The following is a 17,723-nucleotide window of genomic DNA, read 5'->3' on the forward strand; positions in this document are numbered from 1 at the left end:
ATCGGCCGCCGCGGCGAGGGAACCGCGGCGGCGATGGACGGCCTCGGGGCTAGTTATCCAGCGCCCAGGCGTCCTGGATCTGCTGCGCGGCGTCTTCGGGCGACATCTGGCCGGAGACGATCTCGACCGAGACGTCATTGACCACGCGTCCGACGGCCGGGCCGAGATCCTGATCAAGGAAGTTCTGATGCCAGGTCGAGGCGGCGAGCCCCTGCGCGGCATTCTTGACCAGTGGCTCCTGGATCGCTTCGCCGCTGCCGATGGCGGCGGGAATGATCAGGTTCTTGCTTGCCATCAGCTTCTGGCTTTCCGGATTGGTCAGGAAAGCCGCGAATTCCAGCGCCTCGGGCGGGGCGTTCTTGGTCAGAACCCAGCCATTGATGCCGCCCATCGTGTCGGTCAGTTGGCCTGCGCCGCCATCGACAAGCGGGAAGGCGAAGGTGCCGATCTGATCTCTGGGCAGGCCCTTGCCGTCGGCAGCGCCGTTGCCCTGCATATAGACCGTGCTTTCGAAGCCGAGCAGAATCGCCGCCTTGCCGTCACCGAAGAGGCCGAGCGTCTGGGGCCATGTGGCGCCGAGATAGCCCTGCTGGAACGGCTCCAGCTTGCCAAGCGCCGCCAGGTCCTGGCCGGCCTTGACGAAGGCTTCCGATGTGAAGCCATCGCCTTCGCTGGCCTTGGCCGCGTCGAACGCCGCCTTGCCGCCTTCGCGCATGGCGAGATAGCCCCAGTAGAAATGGATCGGCCATTTCTCGCCGCCGCCACCGGCGATCGGTGTGATGCCGGCATCCTTGATCTTCTTGACCGCTGTCAGGAAGTCGGCCCAGCTCTTGATGTCGGCGGCGTCGACGCCGGCTTTCTCGAACAGCGCCTTGTTGTAGTAGAAGCTGACCAGACCCGTCTGATAGGGCAGCGCATAGACCTTGCCCTGGACCGTCAGGCCGTTCACCAGCGCCGGGTTATAGACAGCGCGCAGCTTGCCGCCATCGGCATCCATCGCTTCGGTCAGATCCTTGATCGCGCCGGTGCGGGCCTGCTCCGCCAGAACACCACCGCCCCAAGTATAGAAAAGATGCGGTGGCTCGTTCGACTGAAGCAGCGTCGGCAGCTTCGCCTTGAACGCCTCGTTTTCGAGGAACTGCATCTCGACCTTGACGCCCGGATGGGACGCTTCAAAGTTCTTGACGATTTCTCCCCAGGCGGCGCCGACATCCGGGTCCGTATTCAGGTGGAGCCATTTCACGGTAACATCGGCGAGCGACGTGCTGGCCGAAAGCGCAAGCCCAATGGCCGCGCCGAAGAGCGTTCTGAACTTCATCGATTGTCCTCCCAGACGGCCCCGGAAGTTTCCTCCCACCGGCGCTCGTTTAATAAACAATGCGGATTAAATCTGTTCTCGTTATGGGGCGTCTGTCAAGAGAAGCTCAATTTTGTTGCGCCGCAGCGCGGAATCGGGCGTTGACAGGCCCCCTTTGCAGTGTGAATAACTGCCTGACCCGGAATAAATGGCTCCCTGGAAATGAAGACAGCTGATCCCGAATTGATGCGCGCCATCAATCGCTTCCATGTCATGGACGCGATCCGGCGGTTTGGTCCGATCTCGCGCGTCGAGATCTCGGATCGCACGCAATTATCGGCAACGACGGTTTCGGCGATCACCGGCGCGTTGCTGGACGACGAACTGATCATCACCCATCAGCTTGGTGGAATTCGCGATGCCGCGCGCGGTCGACCCCGCGTCATGCTGGAGCTCAATCCGGCCGCGGCCTATGTCGTCGGCGTCAAGCTGGCGCTCGATCAGATCACGGTGGCGACGACCAATTTCCGCGCCGACGTGCTGTCGAGCCTCGTCCTGCCGATCCGCCTGCAACGCCAGTCCGTCACCGTCATTGCCGATCTGGTTGAGGACGGAATCCGTCGCTCCGTCGCGGATGCCGGCCTCACCATGGAGCAGATCTCCGGTGTTTGCGTCGGTCTGCCCGGCGTCGTGGAGCGACTGGCCGGCGTGTGCCGCGCCAGCCCGATCTTTGGCGAGCGCGACGTACCCTTTGCAGCCGAAATGACCGACCGCCTCGGCGGCGTCGTGGCGACCATCGATAGCGATGTCAATCTCGTCACGCTGGCCGAGCACTGGTTTGGCCAGGCGCGCGGCCTCGACGATTTTCTCGTCATCTCGGTCGAGGCGGGGCTCGGCCTCGGCATTATGCACAATGGCGAATTGTTCCGTGGCGCCAATGGTTTGAGCCCGGATCTCGGCGACCTGATGGTCCGCCCGCCGACCGGCAATGGCTCGACCCGGCTGGCAAGTGCTGCCTCCGAGGCCAGCATCGTCGCCGAGGCGCGCGAGATCGTTGCCGGGGGCGAACACGAGCATGCGTTTCGCCTCGGTCGCGGGCTCGAGAAGATTCTGGAGCTGGCTGAGGCCGGCGATCCACAGATCCTGGCGCTGCTGGAGCGGGCAGGCGGGGCGCTCGGCTTCGCCATTGCCAATCTGATCACGCTGTTCGCGCCACCCAAGGTCATCATGGCGGGCGCGGCGCTGGAGGCTGGCGATGCGCTGGTCGGACCGATCCGGCGGACGGTGGCGGAGCTTCTGCCGCCGAGCCTCGCCGATGTTTCCGACATCGTCGTCCACCACTGGCAGGACGATATTTGGGCGCGCGGCGCGGCCGCGATGACGCTTCGCGACCTCTATGGCGCGCCCTGGAACACCACGGGACCGGTCGTCCATCGCTGACGACCAACGAGACAAAAATCGCATCTGGGAGAGAGCGAGAGATGGTTGAACGGGTAGGAATTGGTTTCATCGGCTGCGGCAATATCAGCGCGGCCTATCTGAAGGCGGCGGCGGGTTTCCCGATCCTCGACATTCGTGGCGTTGCCGACCTGAATGCCGATGCGGCCAGCGCTCGCGCGGCGGAATTCGGCCTCAAGGCCCAGTCGATCGACGCCATGCTGGCCGATCCCTTGATCGAGATCATCGTCAACCTGACGATCCCGAAAGCGCATGTCGAAGTCGGCCTGCAGGTCGTCGCGGCCGGAAAACACGTGCATTCGGAGAAGCCGCTCGGCATTTCCACGGGCGAGGCTCGAAAACTGGTCGAGGCGGCCAAGGCCAAAGGCGTTCGCCTTGGCAGCGCGCCGGACACCTTCTTCGGCGGTGCGCACCAGACCAGCCGCAAGCTGATCGACGAGGGTGCTATTGGCACGCCGATCGCTGGAACCGCCTTTTTCATGTGCCCCGGCCATGAACGCTGGCATCCCAATCCCGGCTTCTATTATCTCGACGGCGGCGGACCCATGCTCGACATGGGACCCTATTACGTCACCGATCTGGTCAATCTGCTCGGTCCCGTCGCCCGCGTCGCCGGCGTCGCGACCAAGCTGCGCGACGAGCGCCTCGTCACCAGCGAGCCGTTGAACGGCACCAAGATCCCGGTCGAGGTCGCGACCCATGTCGCCGGCACGCTGCAATTCGTCTCCGGCGCCGTCGTTACCATCGCCATGAGCTTCGACGTGCCGCGCCACCAGCACAGCCCGATCGAACTCTATGGCTCGGCCGGCTCGATCCTCGTGCCCGATCCGAACCATTTTGGTGGTGACATCAAGCTCGCGACGGCGTCCGAGGACTGGCAGACGGTACCGACCCAGCACGCCTATGCCGACGGCAACTATCGCGTCATCGGCGTCGCCGACATGGCCGAGGCGATCCGCACCGGCCGGCCCCACCGTGCGAGCGGCGATCTCGCCTTCCACGCGCTGGAGGTTATGGAGGCATTCCAGCGTTCGTCCGACACCGGCGAGCACATCACGATTTCGAGCCGCCCGGAACGGCCGGCCGCGCTGCCGGTCGGCGTCGCCATCGGCGCGATCGGCTGAACCAAACCAATTCAAGAGGGAGAGAGACCATGCGCGAGGCATTGATTGTCTGGGGCGGTTGGAGCGGCCACGAGCCGGAGCAGGGCGCCAACGTCATCGCGGGGATGCTCGAGGAAGAAGGCTTCAAGGTCTACCTGGAGAATTCGACCGAGGCGTTCGCCGACCCGGCCATTGCCGACATGAGCCTGATCGTGCCGATCTACACCATGTCGAAGATCGAGAAGGAGGAGCTTCTCAATCTGACCAAGGCGGTCGAGGGTGGCGTTGGCCTAGCCGGCTATCATGGCGGCATGGGCGACGCGTTCCGCGAGGCGGTTGAATACCAGTTCATGGTCGGCGGCCAGTGGGTCGCCCATCCGGGCAATATCATCGACTACCATGTCGATGTGACGAAGCCCGAGGACCCGATCATGGAAGGCATTCCGACCCGCTTCCCGTATCGGTCCGAGCATTACTACATGCATGTCGACCCCTCGAACGAGGTGCTGGCGACGACGACCTTCACCGGAGACCACGCCTATTGGATTGATGGCGTCGTCATGCCGGTGGTCTGGAAGCGCAAGCACGGCAAGGGGCGGGTTTTCTATTCGTCGCTCGGTCACGTTGCCAGCGAGTTCAAGGTGCCGGAGATGAATACGATCATGCGGCGCGGCCTGCTCTGGGCAGCGCGCTGACCGAAGCGGCTGAGTGGAATGCCCGGCCGACCCAGCGGCCGGGCATCAAGGCGTTGCGCCTTTCGCCGGGAAGCGTCACAAGACTAGCGGCCAAACGACTTGCGCCAACAAGACCCGCGCCATCTCTGACCTCGGACGAGTGATCCATGAAAGCCTCTGACAAGAAGCACCTCAAGCGCTCCAATATCGATCTGACCCTGCTCGGTTTGGGCACGGCGCCGTTCGGCGGCCTGTATGCCCCGGTCGCGCTCGCCGACGCCGAAGGCGCGATGCAGGCGGCCTGGGACGCGGGGCTGCGCTACTTCGACAGCGCGCCGATGTACGGCATGGGCCGCGCCGAGCACCTGATGGGCCACTTCCTGCGCGAGCAGGATGCGGATTCGTTCCACATCAGCACCAAGGTCGGTCGCCTGATGAGCTTCGATCGCCCGGGCCGCGTCCTGCCGCCGGAGCCGCCGAAGAACGAGTTCGACTCGGGCTGGAGCAACGGCCTGCCGTTCCGCGAAGTGTTCGATTATTCCTATGACGCCATCCTGCGCTCCTATGACGACAGTCGTCAGCGCACCGGTCTTGGCCGTCTCGACATCCTGTTCCTGCACGATATCGGCCGCGTCACGCATGGCGAGTTGCACGACCATCACTGGAATGCACTGACCAAGGGCGGCGGCTTCAAGGCGCTGACCGAGCTGAAGGCCGCCGGCCTGATCGCCGGCTTCGGCCTCGGTGTCAACGAATGGCAGGTTATTCGCGATGCCATGCAGGAGGCTGATCTCGACGTCTGCCTGCTCGCCGGCCGCTACACGCTGCTCGATGGCGACGCCGCCGAGACCTTCCTGCCGCTGGCGCTGAAGAACGAGGTCGATCTCGTCATCGGCGGCGTGTTCAACTCCGGCATCCTGGCTTCGACCTCGGGCCGCAAGAAGTTCAACTATGTCGACGCCCCGGCCGACGTGCTGGCCAAGGTCGAGAAGCTGGAGGCTGTGTGCCGTCGCTTCGACGTGCCGCTGCCGGCCGCCGCGATCCAGTATCCGCTGCGCCACCCGGCCTCGACGGTCGTCGTGATCGGCGCCAAGACGGCGGCGCAGGTCCAGGGCAATGTCGAATGGTTCGAGCGCGACATCCCCGCTGAACTCTGGACGACGCTGGAAGCCGAAGGCCTCATCCCGGCTCTCTGAGTTTTCAAAAGCACCCAGCAGACTTGAGGACCGCCCCGATCCGGGCGGTCCTTTTGGAAAAAGAACGGACCCACTCGGGTCCGTTTTTTGTTTCTGGATGCCGGGCTTTCCTCGCCGAAGAGGCGAAGGCGAGGCTTCGTCAGACCGCTGGGGTCCACGGCAATATTGCTGATCGATCCCTGATCCGGCCGTCATTCCCTTCCAGACCAATCCAAAGCGGCAGGAAACGCAGCCTTGTCTGACAACCGAACTTGTCTGATGACATGACGTATGATAATCGGTCGATCAGTCAATCCTGGGAGGTGAATTTGACTGCTCTGAAATCACTCAATCGCGGTGTCATCGCCGGTGCGATGCTGGCGCTTTCGGCCGTCGCAGCCAACGCAGCCGATGGCGCTGTCGCCATCGCCGGCAAGTCCTTCTCCACCGAGCTTTGCGAGCCGGCCGATCCGGCGGCGGTCAAGGACATTCCGGCCGCCGTTTCCGGCTTCACCGGCTACGCATCCGAGCCGGGCGCCTGGCTCGATCAGCCGGAAGCCAGCGCCCTGACCGGCAAGCGCGTCGCGCTCTCCGTCATGGGGCTCGGCCAGCCCTATTTCCTGGCGATCAAGGGTCACTGGGAGCGGCTGGCCGCCAAATACAAGTTCGAGCTGAAGGTCTATGACGGCCGCTTCGACGCCGGCACGGTGCAGAAGCTCGTCGACGACATCATCTCGGACGCGCCGGACGCAGTTGCCTTCGCACCGCTCGATAGCGGTGCTGCCGTGCCGCAGGTCAAGCGCATGCTCGAAGCCGGCCTGAAGGTCGTTACCTACAACGTCCAGCCGACCGAAGTGGTCGCGCCGCGCGTCTTCGCCAATGACTTTGATGGTCCGCGCATCGTCGGCTGCAACGCCGCCCGCTACTTCAAGGAAAAGTTCGGCGACAAGCCGGCCGTCATCGGCATCGTCGACCTGCCGCAGTTGCCGCAGGTTCAGGATCGCAAGAACGGCTTCCTCTACGGCTTCAAGTCGCTGATCCCGACAGCCGTCGTTGCGCAGTCGGTGGATGGCGGCGGTGTCATCGACAAGGCCAATCCGGCAGCGGCGGATCTGCTGCAGGGCAACCCGACGCTGAACGTCATCTTCGGCATCAACAACGACTCGTCGCTTGGCGCCATCGCCGCGATGAAGGCGGCCGGCTCGTATTCGCCGGATTGGGGTGTCGTGGCGTCCGTGGACGGCTCCGAGCCGGTCATGAGCGAACTGGGCAGCGATGCCTCGCCGCTGAAGGCCGAGAGCGGTTACCCGCCCTATGACTTCAGCCTCGCGACCTTCAACCTTCTGGCCGCGACGGTAGAAGGCAAGACCAACCCGAACACGCAGGTTGTCGTCGGCTATCCGCCGATCAGCCCGACGGAAGAGGGCATCAAAACCTGGCTGACGCAGCAATATCCGCGTTGATCGTCTGATCTGGCGTGGCGGCGGGTCAAAGCCGCCGCCACGCTGATCTGCCTCTCACGTGCCTGAGCGCTGGATCGCGAGCGGGCCTGTGCCGCCCAAGGAAAGCTTGATGTCGTCGATAGATCTGGCGGAACCCGCGCCAAGGACCGAAACCGGGCAACCCGTTCTCCAGGCCTTCGGGCTTTCAAAGCAGTTTCCAGGCGTGCGCGCGCTCGCCGGAGTCGATTTCGACCTGATGCGCGGCGAAGTTCATTGCCTGATCGGCGAGAACGGCGCCGGCAAGTCGACTTTCGTCAAGATCCTGGCTGGTGCAACCCAGCCCGATAGCGGCGAGATTCTTGTGCGCGGCGTCAAGGCCGAGATGGCCGGACCGCGCGACGCCAAGGAACTGGGCCTTGCTTTCATCTTCCAGGAATTGAGCGTCGTCGACGGCCTGACGGTCGCGGAAAACATCGTGCTCGGTTCCGAGCCGGGCGCACGCGGTCGCTTCGATGCGCAGTCGGCCACTGCGACCGCGCGAAAAATCCTGCTCGGCATCGGCTTCGATACGCTGGATCCCGACATGCGTGTCGGGCGGCTTTCGACGGCGGAAAAGCAGGCCGTGATGATCGCCAAGGCGCTCTGCGCCAATGCCGACGTCATCGTCATGGACGAACCGACCTCGCCGCTCGAGGAGCAGGAGGTTCGCCAGCTGTTCCAGGTCATCGCCACGCTGAAGCAGCAGGGCAAGGCCATCATCTATGTCTCGCACAAGATGCGCGAGATCGAGGAGATCGGCGACCGCGTCACCGTGTTCAAGGACGGCGCCAAGGTGGCGACGCTGAACCGCGCCGAGGCGACGCCCCGAGAACTGATCCGCCTGATGGTCGGCCGCGACCTCGGCGACATCTTCCCTGCCAAGGATCGCCAGCCGGGTCGCGAAGTTCTCAAGGTGAGCGGCCTTTCCGGCGCGCGCATCCGCGATATCGACCTTTCCGTTCGGGCCGGCGAAATCGTCGGCGTCGCCGGCCTTGTTGGCGCGGGGCGCACGGAATTGTTGCGCTCGATCTTCGGAGCCGATGAGGTTGTGCACGGCGAAGTGTCCGTCGATGGCGAACTGGTGCCGGCCAATTCGGTCCGAGGTGCGATCCGATCCGGCATCGGACTGGTGCCGGAGGAGCGGCGCGGGCAGGGCATCGTCGGCGTGCTCAGTGTCTTCGACAATGTGCTTTTGCCCTGGCAGGAGTTTCCCGACAGCCGGCGCGACAATGGTGAGCCTGAAATCGTGGCGCGCCAGGCGGTCGAAAGCATGAACGTCAAGACGCCGTCGATCCGACAGCGCATCAGCCTTCTGAGCGGCGGCAACCAGCAAAAGGTCGTGGTCGGCAAATGGCTGACCATGAAGACGCGGGTTCTGCTGCTCGACGAGCCGACGCGCGGCATCGACATCGGCGCAAAGCGCGAGATCTACAAGCTGATCCACGACTTGGCCAAGTCGGGCCTGGCCATCCTGCTCGTCTCCTCGGAACTGCCGGAAGTGCTGGGGCTCTGCGACCGCATCCTCGTGCTCAACAACGGCTATGCCGTCGGCGAATTGCCGGGCAGCGCTTCCGAGGCGGACGTGATCGAACTCTCGATGCTGCATGGAGGCCAATCATGAGCGTGTCCGCCAGCAGCTATGACAAAAAATCCAAGAATAGCCTTCAGAATGGCGAGGGGAATTCCGTGCAGAGCCAATCCGTCTGGCGATCGATCATCGCAGACCGCCAGAAGCTTCAGACCATCGTGACGCTGCTGGTGCTGTTGCTGATGATCATCGTCTTCAGTTTCTTCAATCCTCGCTTCCTGACGCTTTCCAACTTCCAGAACCTGGCGCGCAATACGGCGCCGCTGATCATCGCTGCCAGCGCCATGACGGCGGTGATGATCGCGCGCGGCCTTGATCTTTCGGTCGGCAGCGTTCTGGCCGCGTGCTCCGTCGTCGCCGCCAGCCTCGCGGTCAAGGGCGTGCCGCTGCCGCTTGCTTTTCTCGCGGCGCTCGCCTTCGGCGCGTTCATCGGATTTTTGAATGGCGCGATCATCGTCAAGATGCGGGTCAGCCCGATCATCGTCACGCTTGGCTCGCTCAATATCGCGCGCGGCATCGCCTATCTGATCACGCCGAGCGCCATCCTAGTCGGCTTGCCGCCAAACTGGTCCACCCTCGGCACGACCAAGATTGGCCCGTTTCCGATGCCGATCCTGATCGCGGCGGTCGTGGCGCTTGTCTATAGCTGGGCCAGCCAGAAGACCAAGTTTGGCAAGCACGTCTATGCCGTCGGCGGCAATGAAGAGGCGGCGCGCCTTTCCGGCGTTCCGGTCGAACGCACGCTGATCTCGCTCTACGTCCTGAGCGGCATGATGGCGGCGCTCGCCGGCATCGTGCTGTCGACACGTGTCGGCTCCGGTGATCCGAATATCGGCGTCGGCTTCGAACTGGAAGTGATCGCGGCCGTGATCATCGGTGGCACCAGCCTGTCCGGCGGCGAGGGTCGCATCATGGGAACGGTGATTGGCGCCATTATCGTCGGCGTGCTGTCCAACGGCCTCAATTTGTCCGGTGTCGAGCCGTTCTGGCAATATGTGGCGCAGGGCATGGTACTGATCGCCGCGGTCGTGGTCGACAAGCGCGTCAATGAAGGCGTGTTGCGGATCGGGCGCCGGCGGCCGCGCGCGGCTTGATGTCTGACCGCAAGCGAGACCGAAAGTCCGAGCATGCTGGTGACTTGAGGGTGCTCTTCGGCGTATGAGGCCCAGATGAATCCCGCAGGGTGGGTCCCACCCGGTGTAACAAGATGAGGAAAACACACCGCGATGGAAATCAATCCGAACAAGGTCAACCGGCAGGGGCTTCCATCCCAAGTCGCAGCCTTTGTGCGCTTCGAAATCCTGCGCGGAAACCTGAAGCCGGGTGACCGGCTGCCGACGGAGCAGGAATTCGCGCTCCAGCATGGCGTCAGCCGGGCGGTGATCCGCGAGGCGATCGCCAAACTACGGCATGAGGGGCTGGTCGTCTCGCGCCAGGGGATCGGCGCCTTCGTCGCCTCGCCGGAGGCGGCGAATTCGTTGACGCTGGAGCCGAACAGCCTCGCCGTGCCGGAGGACTACCGTCATCTTTATGAGCTGCGGTTGATGCTGGAGACGGGATCGGCGGAACTCGCGGCAGTCCAGCGCACCGACGAAGACCTGGCCGAGATGGAGCGTTGCATCGACAACATGGCCAAGGTCACGGATCTGCACAGCGCCTATGTCGAGACCGACATCAGTTTCCACCGCGCCGTCGCCCGCGCGACGAAGAATCCATTCGTCGCGCTGTTCATTGCGTTCGTCGACGTGAAGCTGCAGGAGAGCATCCTGGTCGCTTTGCGCTCGCTCGACTTTGCCAAGACATCGGCGATCTCGCATGACGAGCACCAACTGATCTACGAGGCAATCCGGGCCGGCGACCCGGCCGGCGCAGCGGCGGCGATGCGCTCCCACCTGACGAATTCGTCTCGCCGGCTGGGGCTTTGAGTCCGGACCCGTTCGGATCCGAGGCACAAGCCTCGCAGACAATCCCGCCAGAGCGCGATAGATCAGCCCTGAATCACATTTCTTCGCCTTTTCCGCCGGAGAGTTGACGTCATACTCAACCGCTTGGATTTGGCTATTACTTTGATCGAGCATTCACCTCGGCAATTCGAGCGTGACTATTGAACTTTTGGATAGGTCGATCATGCTGCCAGCATGATCGATAAGGCTGTTCTTTTCACCCACAAGCCGCGCTTCCATGATGAGAATCTGGCGACGAAATACTATTTTCTGCCGGCATTTCTCCATCAGGCTCAGGCGGCCCGCCACAGCCGTATCATTTACTACGAGCCGAAGAGAGGTTCCGGAGTGCCGCAACGGAGGCATTTGCGGGGATACTGTTTTGCCAGGGCGAGCATTGCAGATATCGTCCAGGATCCACTTTGCCCAGGATACTATTGCGCACTCATAGAGAACTACCGGGAGTTTGACCGGCCGGTTACCTTTTCGGAGGTCGGCGTCTTTTTCGAAATTAGTCAGAGAAATTCGCCTGGTTCCAAGCAGAGCGTCCTGTTCGGACGAACCGTTCTCAACCTGTCCGATCCGGAGTTTCAACGGATCATTGCTGCCGGTTTCCCAAACCGGAATCCGGGCGATGAGCTGCATGCATTCGCTTCCAATCCGATCGCTTCTTCCTGCGCGTCGGGCATGGACGAGGAGGCAGCGGCGTTCCTAGACGATCTTTCTCCGCGCGGGATCGATGGATTGTTTATCACACGCCTGCATCGCGAGCGTGGCTTCGCCCCTGCGGTGTTGGAAGTCTATGACTATCGCTGCGCCATGTCGCGCATCAAGGTGCTCTTTCCGGCGGGGACGGCGGAGTGTGAAGCCTGCCACATCCAGCCCGTCGCCCGGGGTGGTCCGGACGATGTGCGCAACGGGATTGCGCTGACTGCTACGCTCCACAAGCTTTTCGATCGCGGACTTATCTCCATCAGCGATGACTATCACATTCTCATTAGTGCGTCGGTGCCCGAAGCAATACGTCGCTTGTTCCCAACGGATGGACGTATTGCCGTGCCAGAGCTCAAAGAACTGAGACCGCACCCCCAATTCCTGAAGTTTCATCGCGAGCATGTTTTTATCGGCTGATGGCCGCTGTCCATCAGCGAAGAGTTCGCAGTCTCTTGGGATTGGAGGGGGTGCTGCGCCCTAGGGCTCAATTCGCGTGCTAGCTTGCGTCCATCGAAACTCGGGCATCTGATCCCTCAACCAGGGATCGCGCTCGGAATATTGCCCCCATCCGGGTCTGGTTCGCTCGTCGCGAAGGAATATAGTTTTCATGCCCCAGATCACCCTGATCACCACCGGCGGCACCATTGCCTCCCGGCTTGCCGCGGATGGCCGCGACGTCGTCGCCAGTGTCTCCGGCGCCGATCTGCGGGCCACGCTGCACGATCCGCTCGAGGGCATCGAGATCGCGATCGACGAGTTCTGCAATGTCGGCAGCTACGCGATCGACCTGCCGCTCGCCTTCAATCTCGCCAGGCGCATTGCCGAGCATCTCGCCAATCCGGCCTGCGACGGCGTCGTCGTCACCCATGGCACCGACACGATGGAGGAGAGCGCCTGGATGGCTGATCTCCTCGTCACCAGCGACAAGCCGGTGGTGTTCACCGGCGCGCAGCGCAGCGCCGACGAGCCGGATACGGACGGCCCGCGCAACATCGCCGACGCGATCCGCATTGCCGCAAGCCCCACGGCGCGCGGCCTCGGCGTGATGATCGTCTTCGAGCAGGATTTCCATGCTGCCCGCGACGTCACCAAGACCCACGCCTCGCGCGTCGACACCTTCCGCTCCGGCGAGCACGGCAAGCTCGGCGAGGTCGATGGCGATCGCGTCCTCGTCCATCGCAAGCCCCTGCTGCGCAAGGCCTACGCGCCGGGCCAGGTCGAGACCGACGTCGAACTGATCAAGATGGTGATGGGCGCTTCCGACCGCGCCATCCGCTTCGCGGCGGCGAGCGGCGCCAAGGCGATTGTGCTCGAGGGGTTTGGCCGCGGCAACGCGACCCCGGCCGTCACCCGGGCCGTCGCGGAACTGGCCGAAACCGGCATTCCCGTCATCGTCGCGTCGCGCTGCCCGGAAGGTCGGGTCAAGCCGATCTATGGCAATGGCGGCGGCAAGGATCTGGAGCGCGCCGGCGTGATCTTCGCCGGCGATCTCTCCGGCATCAAGGCGCGCATCCTCGCCTCGGTATTGCTGGGCCTGGGGCTGGAGCGGGAGGAGATCCGGGCGGAGTTTGAGGTGCTGGGCGGGTAGGGGGGCTTTTCCCGCTCCTCCTACGGACTCCGCCAAACCATCTACCGTCATTCCGGCGAAAGCCGGAATCCATGCAGCCGAAACCTCGGTCCGATGTCGCTTGGCCTCCCGATGACCCGGCTGTATGGATCCCGGCTCGGGGGCCGGGATGACGGCGAGCGTGGGAACAAGATCGTGATCCTGCTGTCATAGCTCACGCCTTCACCTCTCCCATGGGGAGAACTCGACGGCCGGAGGCCGGCGGGTGAGGGTTGCTATCTACCCGGAGGGGCCCCCTGGGTTTCTGCCGTCATCCTCGCGAAGGCGAGGATCCATGCATCAGGGTTGCCGGAGGTAAGACCTCGGTCTGTTCCGACCTGCGAATGTTCAGGGTGTATGGATCCTCGCCTTCGCGAGGATGACGGCGAGCTTGACGATGCGCCCTGCGGAAATCCGCTCCAGGAGCGCCAGACTTATTCTAAGCGCCCTTGGTCAGCCCGCCCGCCAGCTGCGCCAGGCCGTTGAAGGCCCGGAAGGAACGCTCGACCAGCACTGGGTCTAGCCCCTTGGCGATCACCACGAGATGCGTGCCAGTGACGCCATCCGGCCAGCGGTCGAGGTGCATCGGCTTGTGGATCAGGTGCTGCACGCCCTGGATGACGACCGGGCTGTCATTGCCCTCGATGTCGAGCAGGCCTTTCAGGCGCAGGATCTCGCCGCCATGGCGGTTGAGCAGCATTGACAGCCAGAGGCCGAAGCGCGCCCAGTTTAGCGGCGCGTCGCCCATCAGCACGAAGGCACGGATGTCGCCATGCCGGTTGACGTCATGCTCATGCGCATGGTGGTGAGAATGACCGTGATCGTGATGGTGCCCGTGAGCAGCATGCGTGCGCGTCTCGGCCTTGAGCCAACGGGCGACTTCCTGGCCGCGTGCCACGATGTCGTGGATGTCGCGGACGAACAGCGCATCGTCCGGCTGCATCGTTTCGTCGAGTTCGAGGATCTCCGCCGCCGGATTGAGCGCTTCGAGCCGGGCGCGCAGGTAGGCGGTGTCTTCGGGCGCGGCGATGTCGCTCTTCGAGATGATGAGCCGGTCGGCGACGGCAACCTGGCGCTGCGATTCCACGAAGGCGTCGAGATTGACGAGGCCGTTCGGCACATCGACGACGGTGACGATGTTGCCGACCCGAAAGTGATGGCGGAGCATCGGATCGGCGGAAAGGGTCGCCACGATCGGCGCCGGGTCGGCGATGCCCGTCGTCTCGATGGCGATGCGCGAGAAGCGCGGGATCTCGCCATTGCGGCTGCGTTCGAACAGCGACAGCAGCGCGTCCTTCAGGTCGGTGCGGATGTTGCAGCAGATGCAGCCGCTCTTCAGCAGCACGATGTCGTCGTCGATCGCCTCGACCAGCAGATGGTCGAGCCCGACCTCGCCGAACTCGTTTATGATGACTGCCGTGCCGGCGAGCGAGGGGAGGCTGAGCAGGCGCTTCAGCAGCGAGGTCTTGCCCGCGCCGAGAAAGCCGGTCAGCACATTGGCGGTGATGCGGTCGTCGCCGTCGTCGGAAACGGTCATCACGAAATCCCCTCCATCCGGTCGAGGGTTGCCGGGTCGAGCGGGTCGAAGCTCCGGCCGGTCAGCTTTTCCGCTTCCGGCCAGATGGCGCCGAAATGGTCGATGATGGCGGTCTTGCCATTGCGGGCGCGGAGCGTGAAGCGGCCGGCCCATTCGTCGAGCGTCAGCCCGTAGGGCTTCAGGATCTGGTTGGCGATGCGGGCGCGCGCCTGTCGTTCGGCCGCTGGCGTCAGGCCGGTCGCCGTCGCCGCGTTGCCGCCGGTCCAGTGGTCGCTGCCGCCAAAGGCGCCGCACAATCCGCACATCGTCTCGTCTTTCCAGCCCGTGTCTCGGTTGGGGCGCGGCGGCGGTCCGAAAAACCGTCGCCGCGCCAAAATGTCGATCAGGACTGCGGGCGTGCCGTGCCGTTTTTCGGGAAGCGCGTTGCAAAATCCTCGGCGATGGTTTCCATCGTCACGAACTTCACGCCCTCAAAACCCTTCATGTATTCGAACAGGCGCTCATGCATCTTCAGCACGTGCGGCTTGCCCGAGACGTCGGGATGGATCGTCAGCGGGAACACGGCATAGTCGTAGTTCTCGTAGACCCAGTCGAACTGGTCCTTCCACATCTGCTCGATATCGCGCGGATTGACGAAGCCGTGGCTGTTCGGCGAGGCCTTGATGAACATCATCGGCGGCAGGTCGTCGAGATACCAGGAGGCCGGGATCTCGATCAGGTCGGTCTCCTCGCCCTGGACATAGGGCTTCATCCAGGTCGAGGGATGCTTTGAGTAATCGATCTTGGTCCATTCGTCGCCGACCGTCACATAATAGGGGTGATGGTCGTTGTGCATCAGCGAGTGGTCGTACTTGATGCCCTTCTGCTTCAGCAGCTCGTTGGTCTTGGAGCCGAATTCCCACCACGGCGCGACGTAGCCGCGCGGCGGCTTGCCGGAGAGCTTGGTGATCAGCTCGACGCATTTGTCGAAGATCGCTTCCTCCTGCTCGGGCGTCATGGCGATCGGGTTTTCATGGCTGTAGCCATGCATGCCGATCTCGTGGCCGGCGTCGGCGACGGCCTTCATCTCGGTCCAGAAGCTCTCGATCGAGTGGCCGGGGATGAACCAGGTGGTCTGGATGCCCCACTTCTCGAACATCCGCAGCAGGCGGGCGCTGCCGACATGGCCGGCAAAGGCGCCGCGCGAGATATCGCAAGGGCTGTCCTCGCCGCCATAGGAGCCGAGCCAGCCGGCTACGGCGTCGACGTCGATCCCGTAGGATACGAAGATCTCTTTCGGCATGTCGTTCCTTTCCGTCCGGTCAATCTTTTGGAGCGCGACGGCGCTGTGGCCGGATCATTGCAGCATCGGATTGGTCCGGCCAGACACTCATTTGTGCAGGGTTTTGTGCAGTTGCCACGATTGACGGCAAGGAGCGGACGCCGTCCCGCTTGAGCTTGGCGGCGAACTCGGTTATTGGCGGCTCAGGTGCGGGACGACCCGTATCGACGCTGCATTCGGGGACGGCCCCATTATCTCGATAGGAGATAGTGGACGTGCTCTGTCCCATACGAATGCCTCAGCCCGACATCATTTCGGGCATTCCCCTTCAGATCCCGAGCGAACGGCGCCTACCACCCATGCGGCGCTTCGTTGCGTCTGCATGCGCCCCCGGACCGTCGGTCCCGGGCCTCGGCGATCTGCATTCCTTCAACATGAAAGGTGCATGATGGCCGGGCCCATCGAACAGTTCGAAATCAAGACGTTGCTGCACATCGCCGAAATCGGCGGGCAGAAGATCGCCTTCACCAATTCGACCGCCTTCATGCTGCTGACGGTGGCCGCCATCTTCGCCTTCCTCACGCTGTCGACACGGGCCCGCGCGCTGGTGCCGGGGCGCTGGCAGTCGGTCGCGGAGGTGCTCTACGAATTCGTTGCGAAGACCCTCAGCGATAATGCCGGCCGCGAGGGGATGCGGTTCTTCCCGCTGGTCTTCTCGCTGTTCATGTTCATCCTGGTCGCCAATCTGATTGGCATGTTCCCCTATGCCTTCACGGTGACCAGCCAGATCATCATCACCTTCGCGCTGGCGATGACCGTCTTTCTCACGGTCACCGTCTACGGCCTCTGGCGCAATGGCTGGAAGTTCTTCCGGCTGTTCCTGCCGTCCGGCGTGCCGCTGGCGCTGGCGCCGGTCGTCGTGCCGATCGAGATGGTCTCTTACATCTCGCGGCCGATCAGCCATTCGGCGCGTCTGTTCGCCGTCATGCTGGCCGGCCACATCACGCTGAAGGTCTTTGCCGGCTTCGTCGCCGCGCTCGGCGGGCTTGGCGGCCTCGGCATTGCCGGCGCGCTCCTGCCGCTCGTCATGATCGTGGCGCTTACCGGTCTCGAACTCATGATGGCGATGATCCAAGCCTACATCTTCACCATGCTGACCTGCATGTATCTGAACGACGCGCTGCATCCGGGCCACTGAGGCATCCCGATAGGCGGAATCACCCTGGGGCGAGTCGTCCGGCATGCGTCGCCCCGGGGTATGCCATTGCTGCGGCGATGGGCGGCGATGTCATGCCGTTCTGTTGCTGACCCGGCAAAGTGAAATACTCTACCGATCCGATCGAGTTTAAATTGACAGCCGTTTCGGCGGTCTCCTACGCCTGCTGGCAGGAGGACCGCAGCGCCATCGCAGGCTCTCCAAAACGCGCAGTCAACAGGACATTCCCATGAGCTCTTCCGCTGTCGCCCCTTCGAGCGGTGCCCGTTTTTATGCGCTGCGGCTGAAGCCCGGCCAGGACGTCGCGCTCGAACTGCGCAAGTTCGTCGATGATAACGGACTGAAGGCGGTCAGCATCGTCACCGTGGTCGGCAGCCTGACCAAGGCGTCGCTGCGCTTCGCCAATACCGGCGTCTGGGTCGAGCGCGAGGGCCATTTCGAGATCGTCTCGCTGGTCGGCACCGTCGACGCCAAGGGCGACCACCTGCATATCGCGCTATCCGACCGCCATGGCGTCACAACCGGCGCCCATTTCGGCCCCGGTTCCTCCGTGTACACCACGGCCGAGATCGTGCTCGCCGAATTGACCGACCTCGACTTCACCCGCGAGCTCTGTGCGCTCTCGGGCTACGAGGAACTGATCGTAAAGCCGCGCGACTGAGCCGGAATT

Annotated in this window: 16 protein-coding genes; 12 read left to right on the forward strand and 4 right to left on the reverse strand. The window is 63.4% G+C overall.

Translation table 11 applies throughout. From position 1 onward, the window contains the following. Positions 1–49: 49 nt before the first annotated feature. The gene (locus OSH12_RS13840; protein ID WP_266344152.1) at positions 50–1,318 is read right to left on the reverse strand and encodes an ABC transporter substrate-binding protein; all 1,269 of its coding nucleotides are present in this window, start codon (positions 1,316–1,318) and stop codon (positions 50–52) included. A gap of 201 nt (positions 1,319–1,519) precedes the next feature. On the opposite strand from OSH12_RS13840, the gene OSH12_RS13845 reads away from it, so the two are divergent. From OSH12_RS13845 to OSH12_RS13890, 10 genes are all read left to right on the forward strand, one after another. Beyond that, positions 1,520–2,737, forward strand: coding sequence for an ROK family transcriptional regulator (locus tag OSH12_RS13845; protein WP_266344153.1), 1,218 nt, complete (start codon positions 1,520–1,522; stop codon positions 2,735–2,737). Between the two features lie 41 nt (positions 2,738–2,778). Continuing rightward, positions 2,779–3,879, forward strand: a complete 1,101-nt coding sequence (locus OSH12_RS13850; RefSeq protein ID WP_266344154.1) for a Gfo/Idh/MocA family protein — start codon at positions 2,779–2,781, stop codon at positions 3,877–3,879. A gap of 29 nt (positions 3,880–3,908) precedes the next feature. Beyond that, positions 3,909–4,553 carry a ThuA domain-containing protein gene (locus tag OSH12_RS13855; protein WP_266344155.1) on the forward strand — a complete coding sequence of 215 codons (645 nt, stop codon included), beginning with the start codon at positions 3,909–3,911 and terminating at the stop codon, positions 4,551–4,553. A gap of 146 nt (positions 4,554–4,699) precedes the next feature. Beyond that, a complete protein-coding gene (locus OSH12_RS13860) occupies positions 4,700–5,728 on the forward strand; it encodes an aldo/keto reductase (protein WP_266344156.1) in 1,029 nt (342 codons plus the stop codon). A gap of 308 nt (positions 5,729–6,036) precedes the next feature. Further along, positions 6,037–7,170, forward strand: a complete 1,134-nt coding sequence (locus OSH12_RS13865) for a sugar ABC transporter substrate-binding protein (RefSeq protein ID WP_266344157.1) — start codon at positions 6,037–6,039, stop codon at positions 7,168–7,170. A gap of 109 nt (positions 7,171–7,279) precedes the next feature. Further along, positions 7,280–8,809, forward strand: coding sequence for a sugar ABC transporter ATP-binding protein (locus OSH12_RS13870; RefSeq protein ID WP_266344158.1), 1,530 nt, complete (start codon positions 7,280–7,282; stop codon positions 8,807–8,809). Continuing rightward, positions 8,806–9,870: an ABC transporter permease gene (locus OSH12_RS13875; protein WP_266344159.1), complete on the forward strand. Its 1,065-nt coding sequence runs from the start codon at positions 8,806–8,808 to the stop codon at positions 9,868–9,870. The genes OSH12_RS13870 and OSH12_RS13875 overlap by 4 nt, the downstream gene beginning before the upstream one ends. Before the next feature lie 132 nt (positions 9,871–10,002). Next, positions 10,003–10,701, forward strand: coding sequence for a FadR/GntR family transcriptional regulator (locus tag OSH12_RS13880; RefSeq protein ID WP_266344160.1), 699 nt, complete (start codon positions 10,003–10,005; stop codon positions 10,699–10,701). A 213-nt stretch (positions 10,702–10,914) separates the two neighbouring features. Then, positions 10,915–11,850, forward strand: coding sequence for an HNH endonuclease (locus OSH12_RS13885; protein WP_266344161.1), 936 nt, complete (start codon positions 10,915–10,917; stop codon positions 11,848–11,850). 190 nt (positions 11,851–12,040) lie between these two features. Beyond that, positions 12,041–13,021, forward strand: coding sequence for an asparaginase (locus tag OSH12_RS13890; protein WP_266344162.1), 981 nt, complete (start codon positions 12,041–12,043; stop codon positions 13,019–13,021). A 457-nt stretch (positions 13,022–13,478) separates the two neighbouring features. Here the strand turns inward: OSH12_RS13890 and OSH12_RS13895 are convergent, their stop codons facing one another. The 3 genes from OSH12_RS13895 to OSH12_RS13905 form a co-directional block, all read right to left on the reverse strand. Beyond that, a complete protein-coding gene (locus OSH12_RS13895) occupies positions 13,479–14,576 on the reverse strand; it encodes a CobW family GTP-binding protein (RefSeq protein WP_266344163.1) in 1,098 nt (365 codons plus the stop codon). After that, a complete protein-coding gene (locus tag OSH12_RS13900; RefSeq protein WP_266344164.1) occupies positions 14,576–14,881 on the reverse strand; it encodes a hypothetical protein in 306 nt (101 codons plus the stop codon). Before OSH12_RS13900 ends, OSH12_RS13895 begins: the two co-directional genes overlap by 1 nt. A 77-nt stretch (positions 14,882–14,958) precedes the next feature. Continuing rightward, on the reverse strand, positions 14,959–15,858 hold the full coding sequence (locus OSH12_RS13905) for a polysaccharide deacetylase family protein (RefSeq protein WP_266344165.1): 900 nt from the start codon (positions 15,856–15,858) through the stop codon (positions 14,959–14,961). Between the two features lie 427 nt (positions 15,859–16,285). Here OSH12_RS13905 and OSH12_RS13910 point away from each other — a divergent pair, with 427 nt between their 5' ends. After that, on the forward strand, positions 16,286–17,035 hold the full coding sequence (locus OSH12_RS13910) for a F0F1 ATP synthase subunit A (RefSeq protein ID WP_266344406.1): 750 nt from the start codon (positions 16,286–16,288) through the stop codon (positions 17,033–17,035). A gap of 247 nt (positions 17,036–17,282) precedes the next feature. Beyond that, complete coding sequence (locus OSH12_RS13915; protein WP_266344166.1) at positions 17,283–17,714, forward strand: PPC domain-containing DNA-binding protein; 432 nt, start codon at positions 17,283–17,285, stop codon at positions 17,712–17,714. The last annotated feature ends 9 nt before the right edge of the window (positions 17,715–17,723 follow it).

The organism is Kaistia terrae, assembly GCF_026344005.1.
GTDB lineage: Bacteria > Pseudomonadota > Alphaproteobacteria > Rhizobiales > Kaistiaceae > Kaistia > Kaistia terrae.

Coding starts and splice junctions, on each gene's coding strand:
- OSH12_RS13840 (WP_266344152.1), bottom strand. CDS start 1,318: ATGAAGTTCAGAACGCTCTTCGGCGCGGCCATTGGGCTTGCGCTTTCG.
- OSH12_RS13845 (WP_266344153.1), top strand. CDS start 1,520: ATGAAGACAGCTGATCCCGAATTGATGCGCGCCATCAATCGCTTCCAT.
- OSH12_RS13850 (WP_266344154.1), top strand. CDS start 2,779: ATGGTTGAACGGGTAGGAATTGGTTTCATCGGCTGCGGCAATATCAGC.
- OSH12_RS13855 (WP_266344155.1), top strand. CDS start 3,909: ATGCGCGAGGCATTGATTGTCTGGGGCGGTTGGAGCGGCCACGAGCCG.
- OSH12_RS13860 (WP_266344156.1), top strand. CDS start 4,700: ATGAAAGCCTCTGACAAGAAGCACCTCAAGCGCTCCAATATCGATCTG.
- OSH12_RS13870 (WP_266344158.1), top strand. CDS start 7,280: ATGTCGTCGATAGATCTGGCGGAACCCGCGCCAAGGACCGAAACCGGG.
- OSH12_RS13875 (WP_266344159.1), top strand. CDS start 8,806: ATGAGCGTGTCCGCCAGCAGCTATGACAAAAAATCCAAGAATAGCCTT.
- OSH12_RS13880 (WP_266344160.1), top strand. CDS start 10,003: ATGGAAATCAATCCGAACAAGGTCAACCGGCAGGGGCTTCCATCCCAA.
- OSH12_RS13885 (WP_266344161.1), top strand. CDS start 10,915: ATGATCGATAAGGCTGTTCTTTTCACCCACAAGCCGCGCTTCCATGAT.
- OSH12_RS13890 (WP_266344162.1), top strand. CDS start 12,041: ATGCCCCAGATCACCCTGATCACCACCGGCGGCACCATTGCCTCCCGG.
- OSH12_RS13895 (WP_266344163.1), bottom strand. CDS start 14,576: ATGACCGTTTCCGACGACGGCGACGACCGCATCACCGCCAATGTGCTG.
- OSH12_RS13900 (WP_266344164.1), bottom strand. CDS start 14,881: ATGTGCGGATTGTGCGGCGCCTTTGGCGGCAGCGACCACTGGACCGGC.
- OSH12_RS13905 (WP_266344165.1), bottom strand. CDS start 15,858: ATGCCGAAAGAGATCTTCGTATCCTACGGGATCGACGTCGACGCCGTA.
- OSH12_RS13910 (WP_266344406.1), top strand. CDS start 16,286: ATGGCCGGGCCCATCGAACAGTTCGAAATCAAGACGTTGCTGCACATC.
- OSH12_RS13915 (WP_266344166.1), top strand. CDS start 17,283: ATGAGCTCTTCCGCTGTCGCCCCTTCGAGCGGTGCCCGTTTTTATGCG.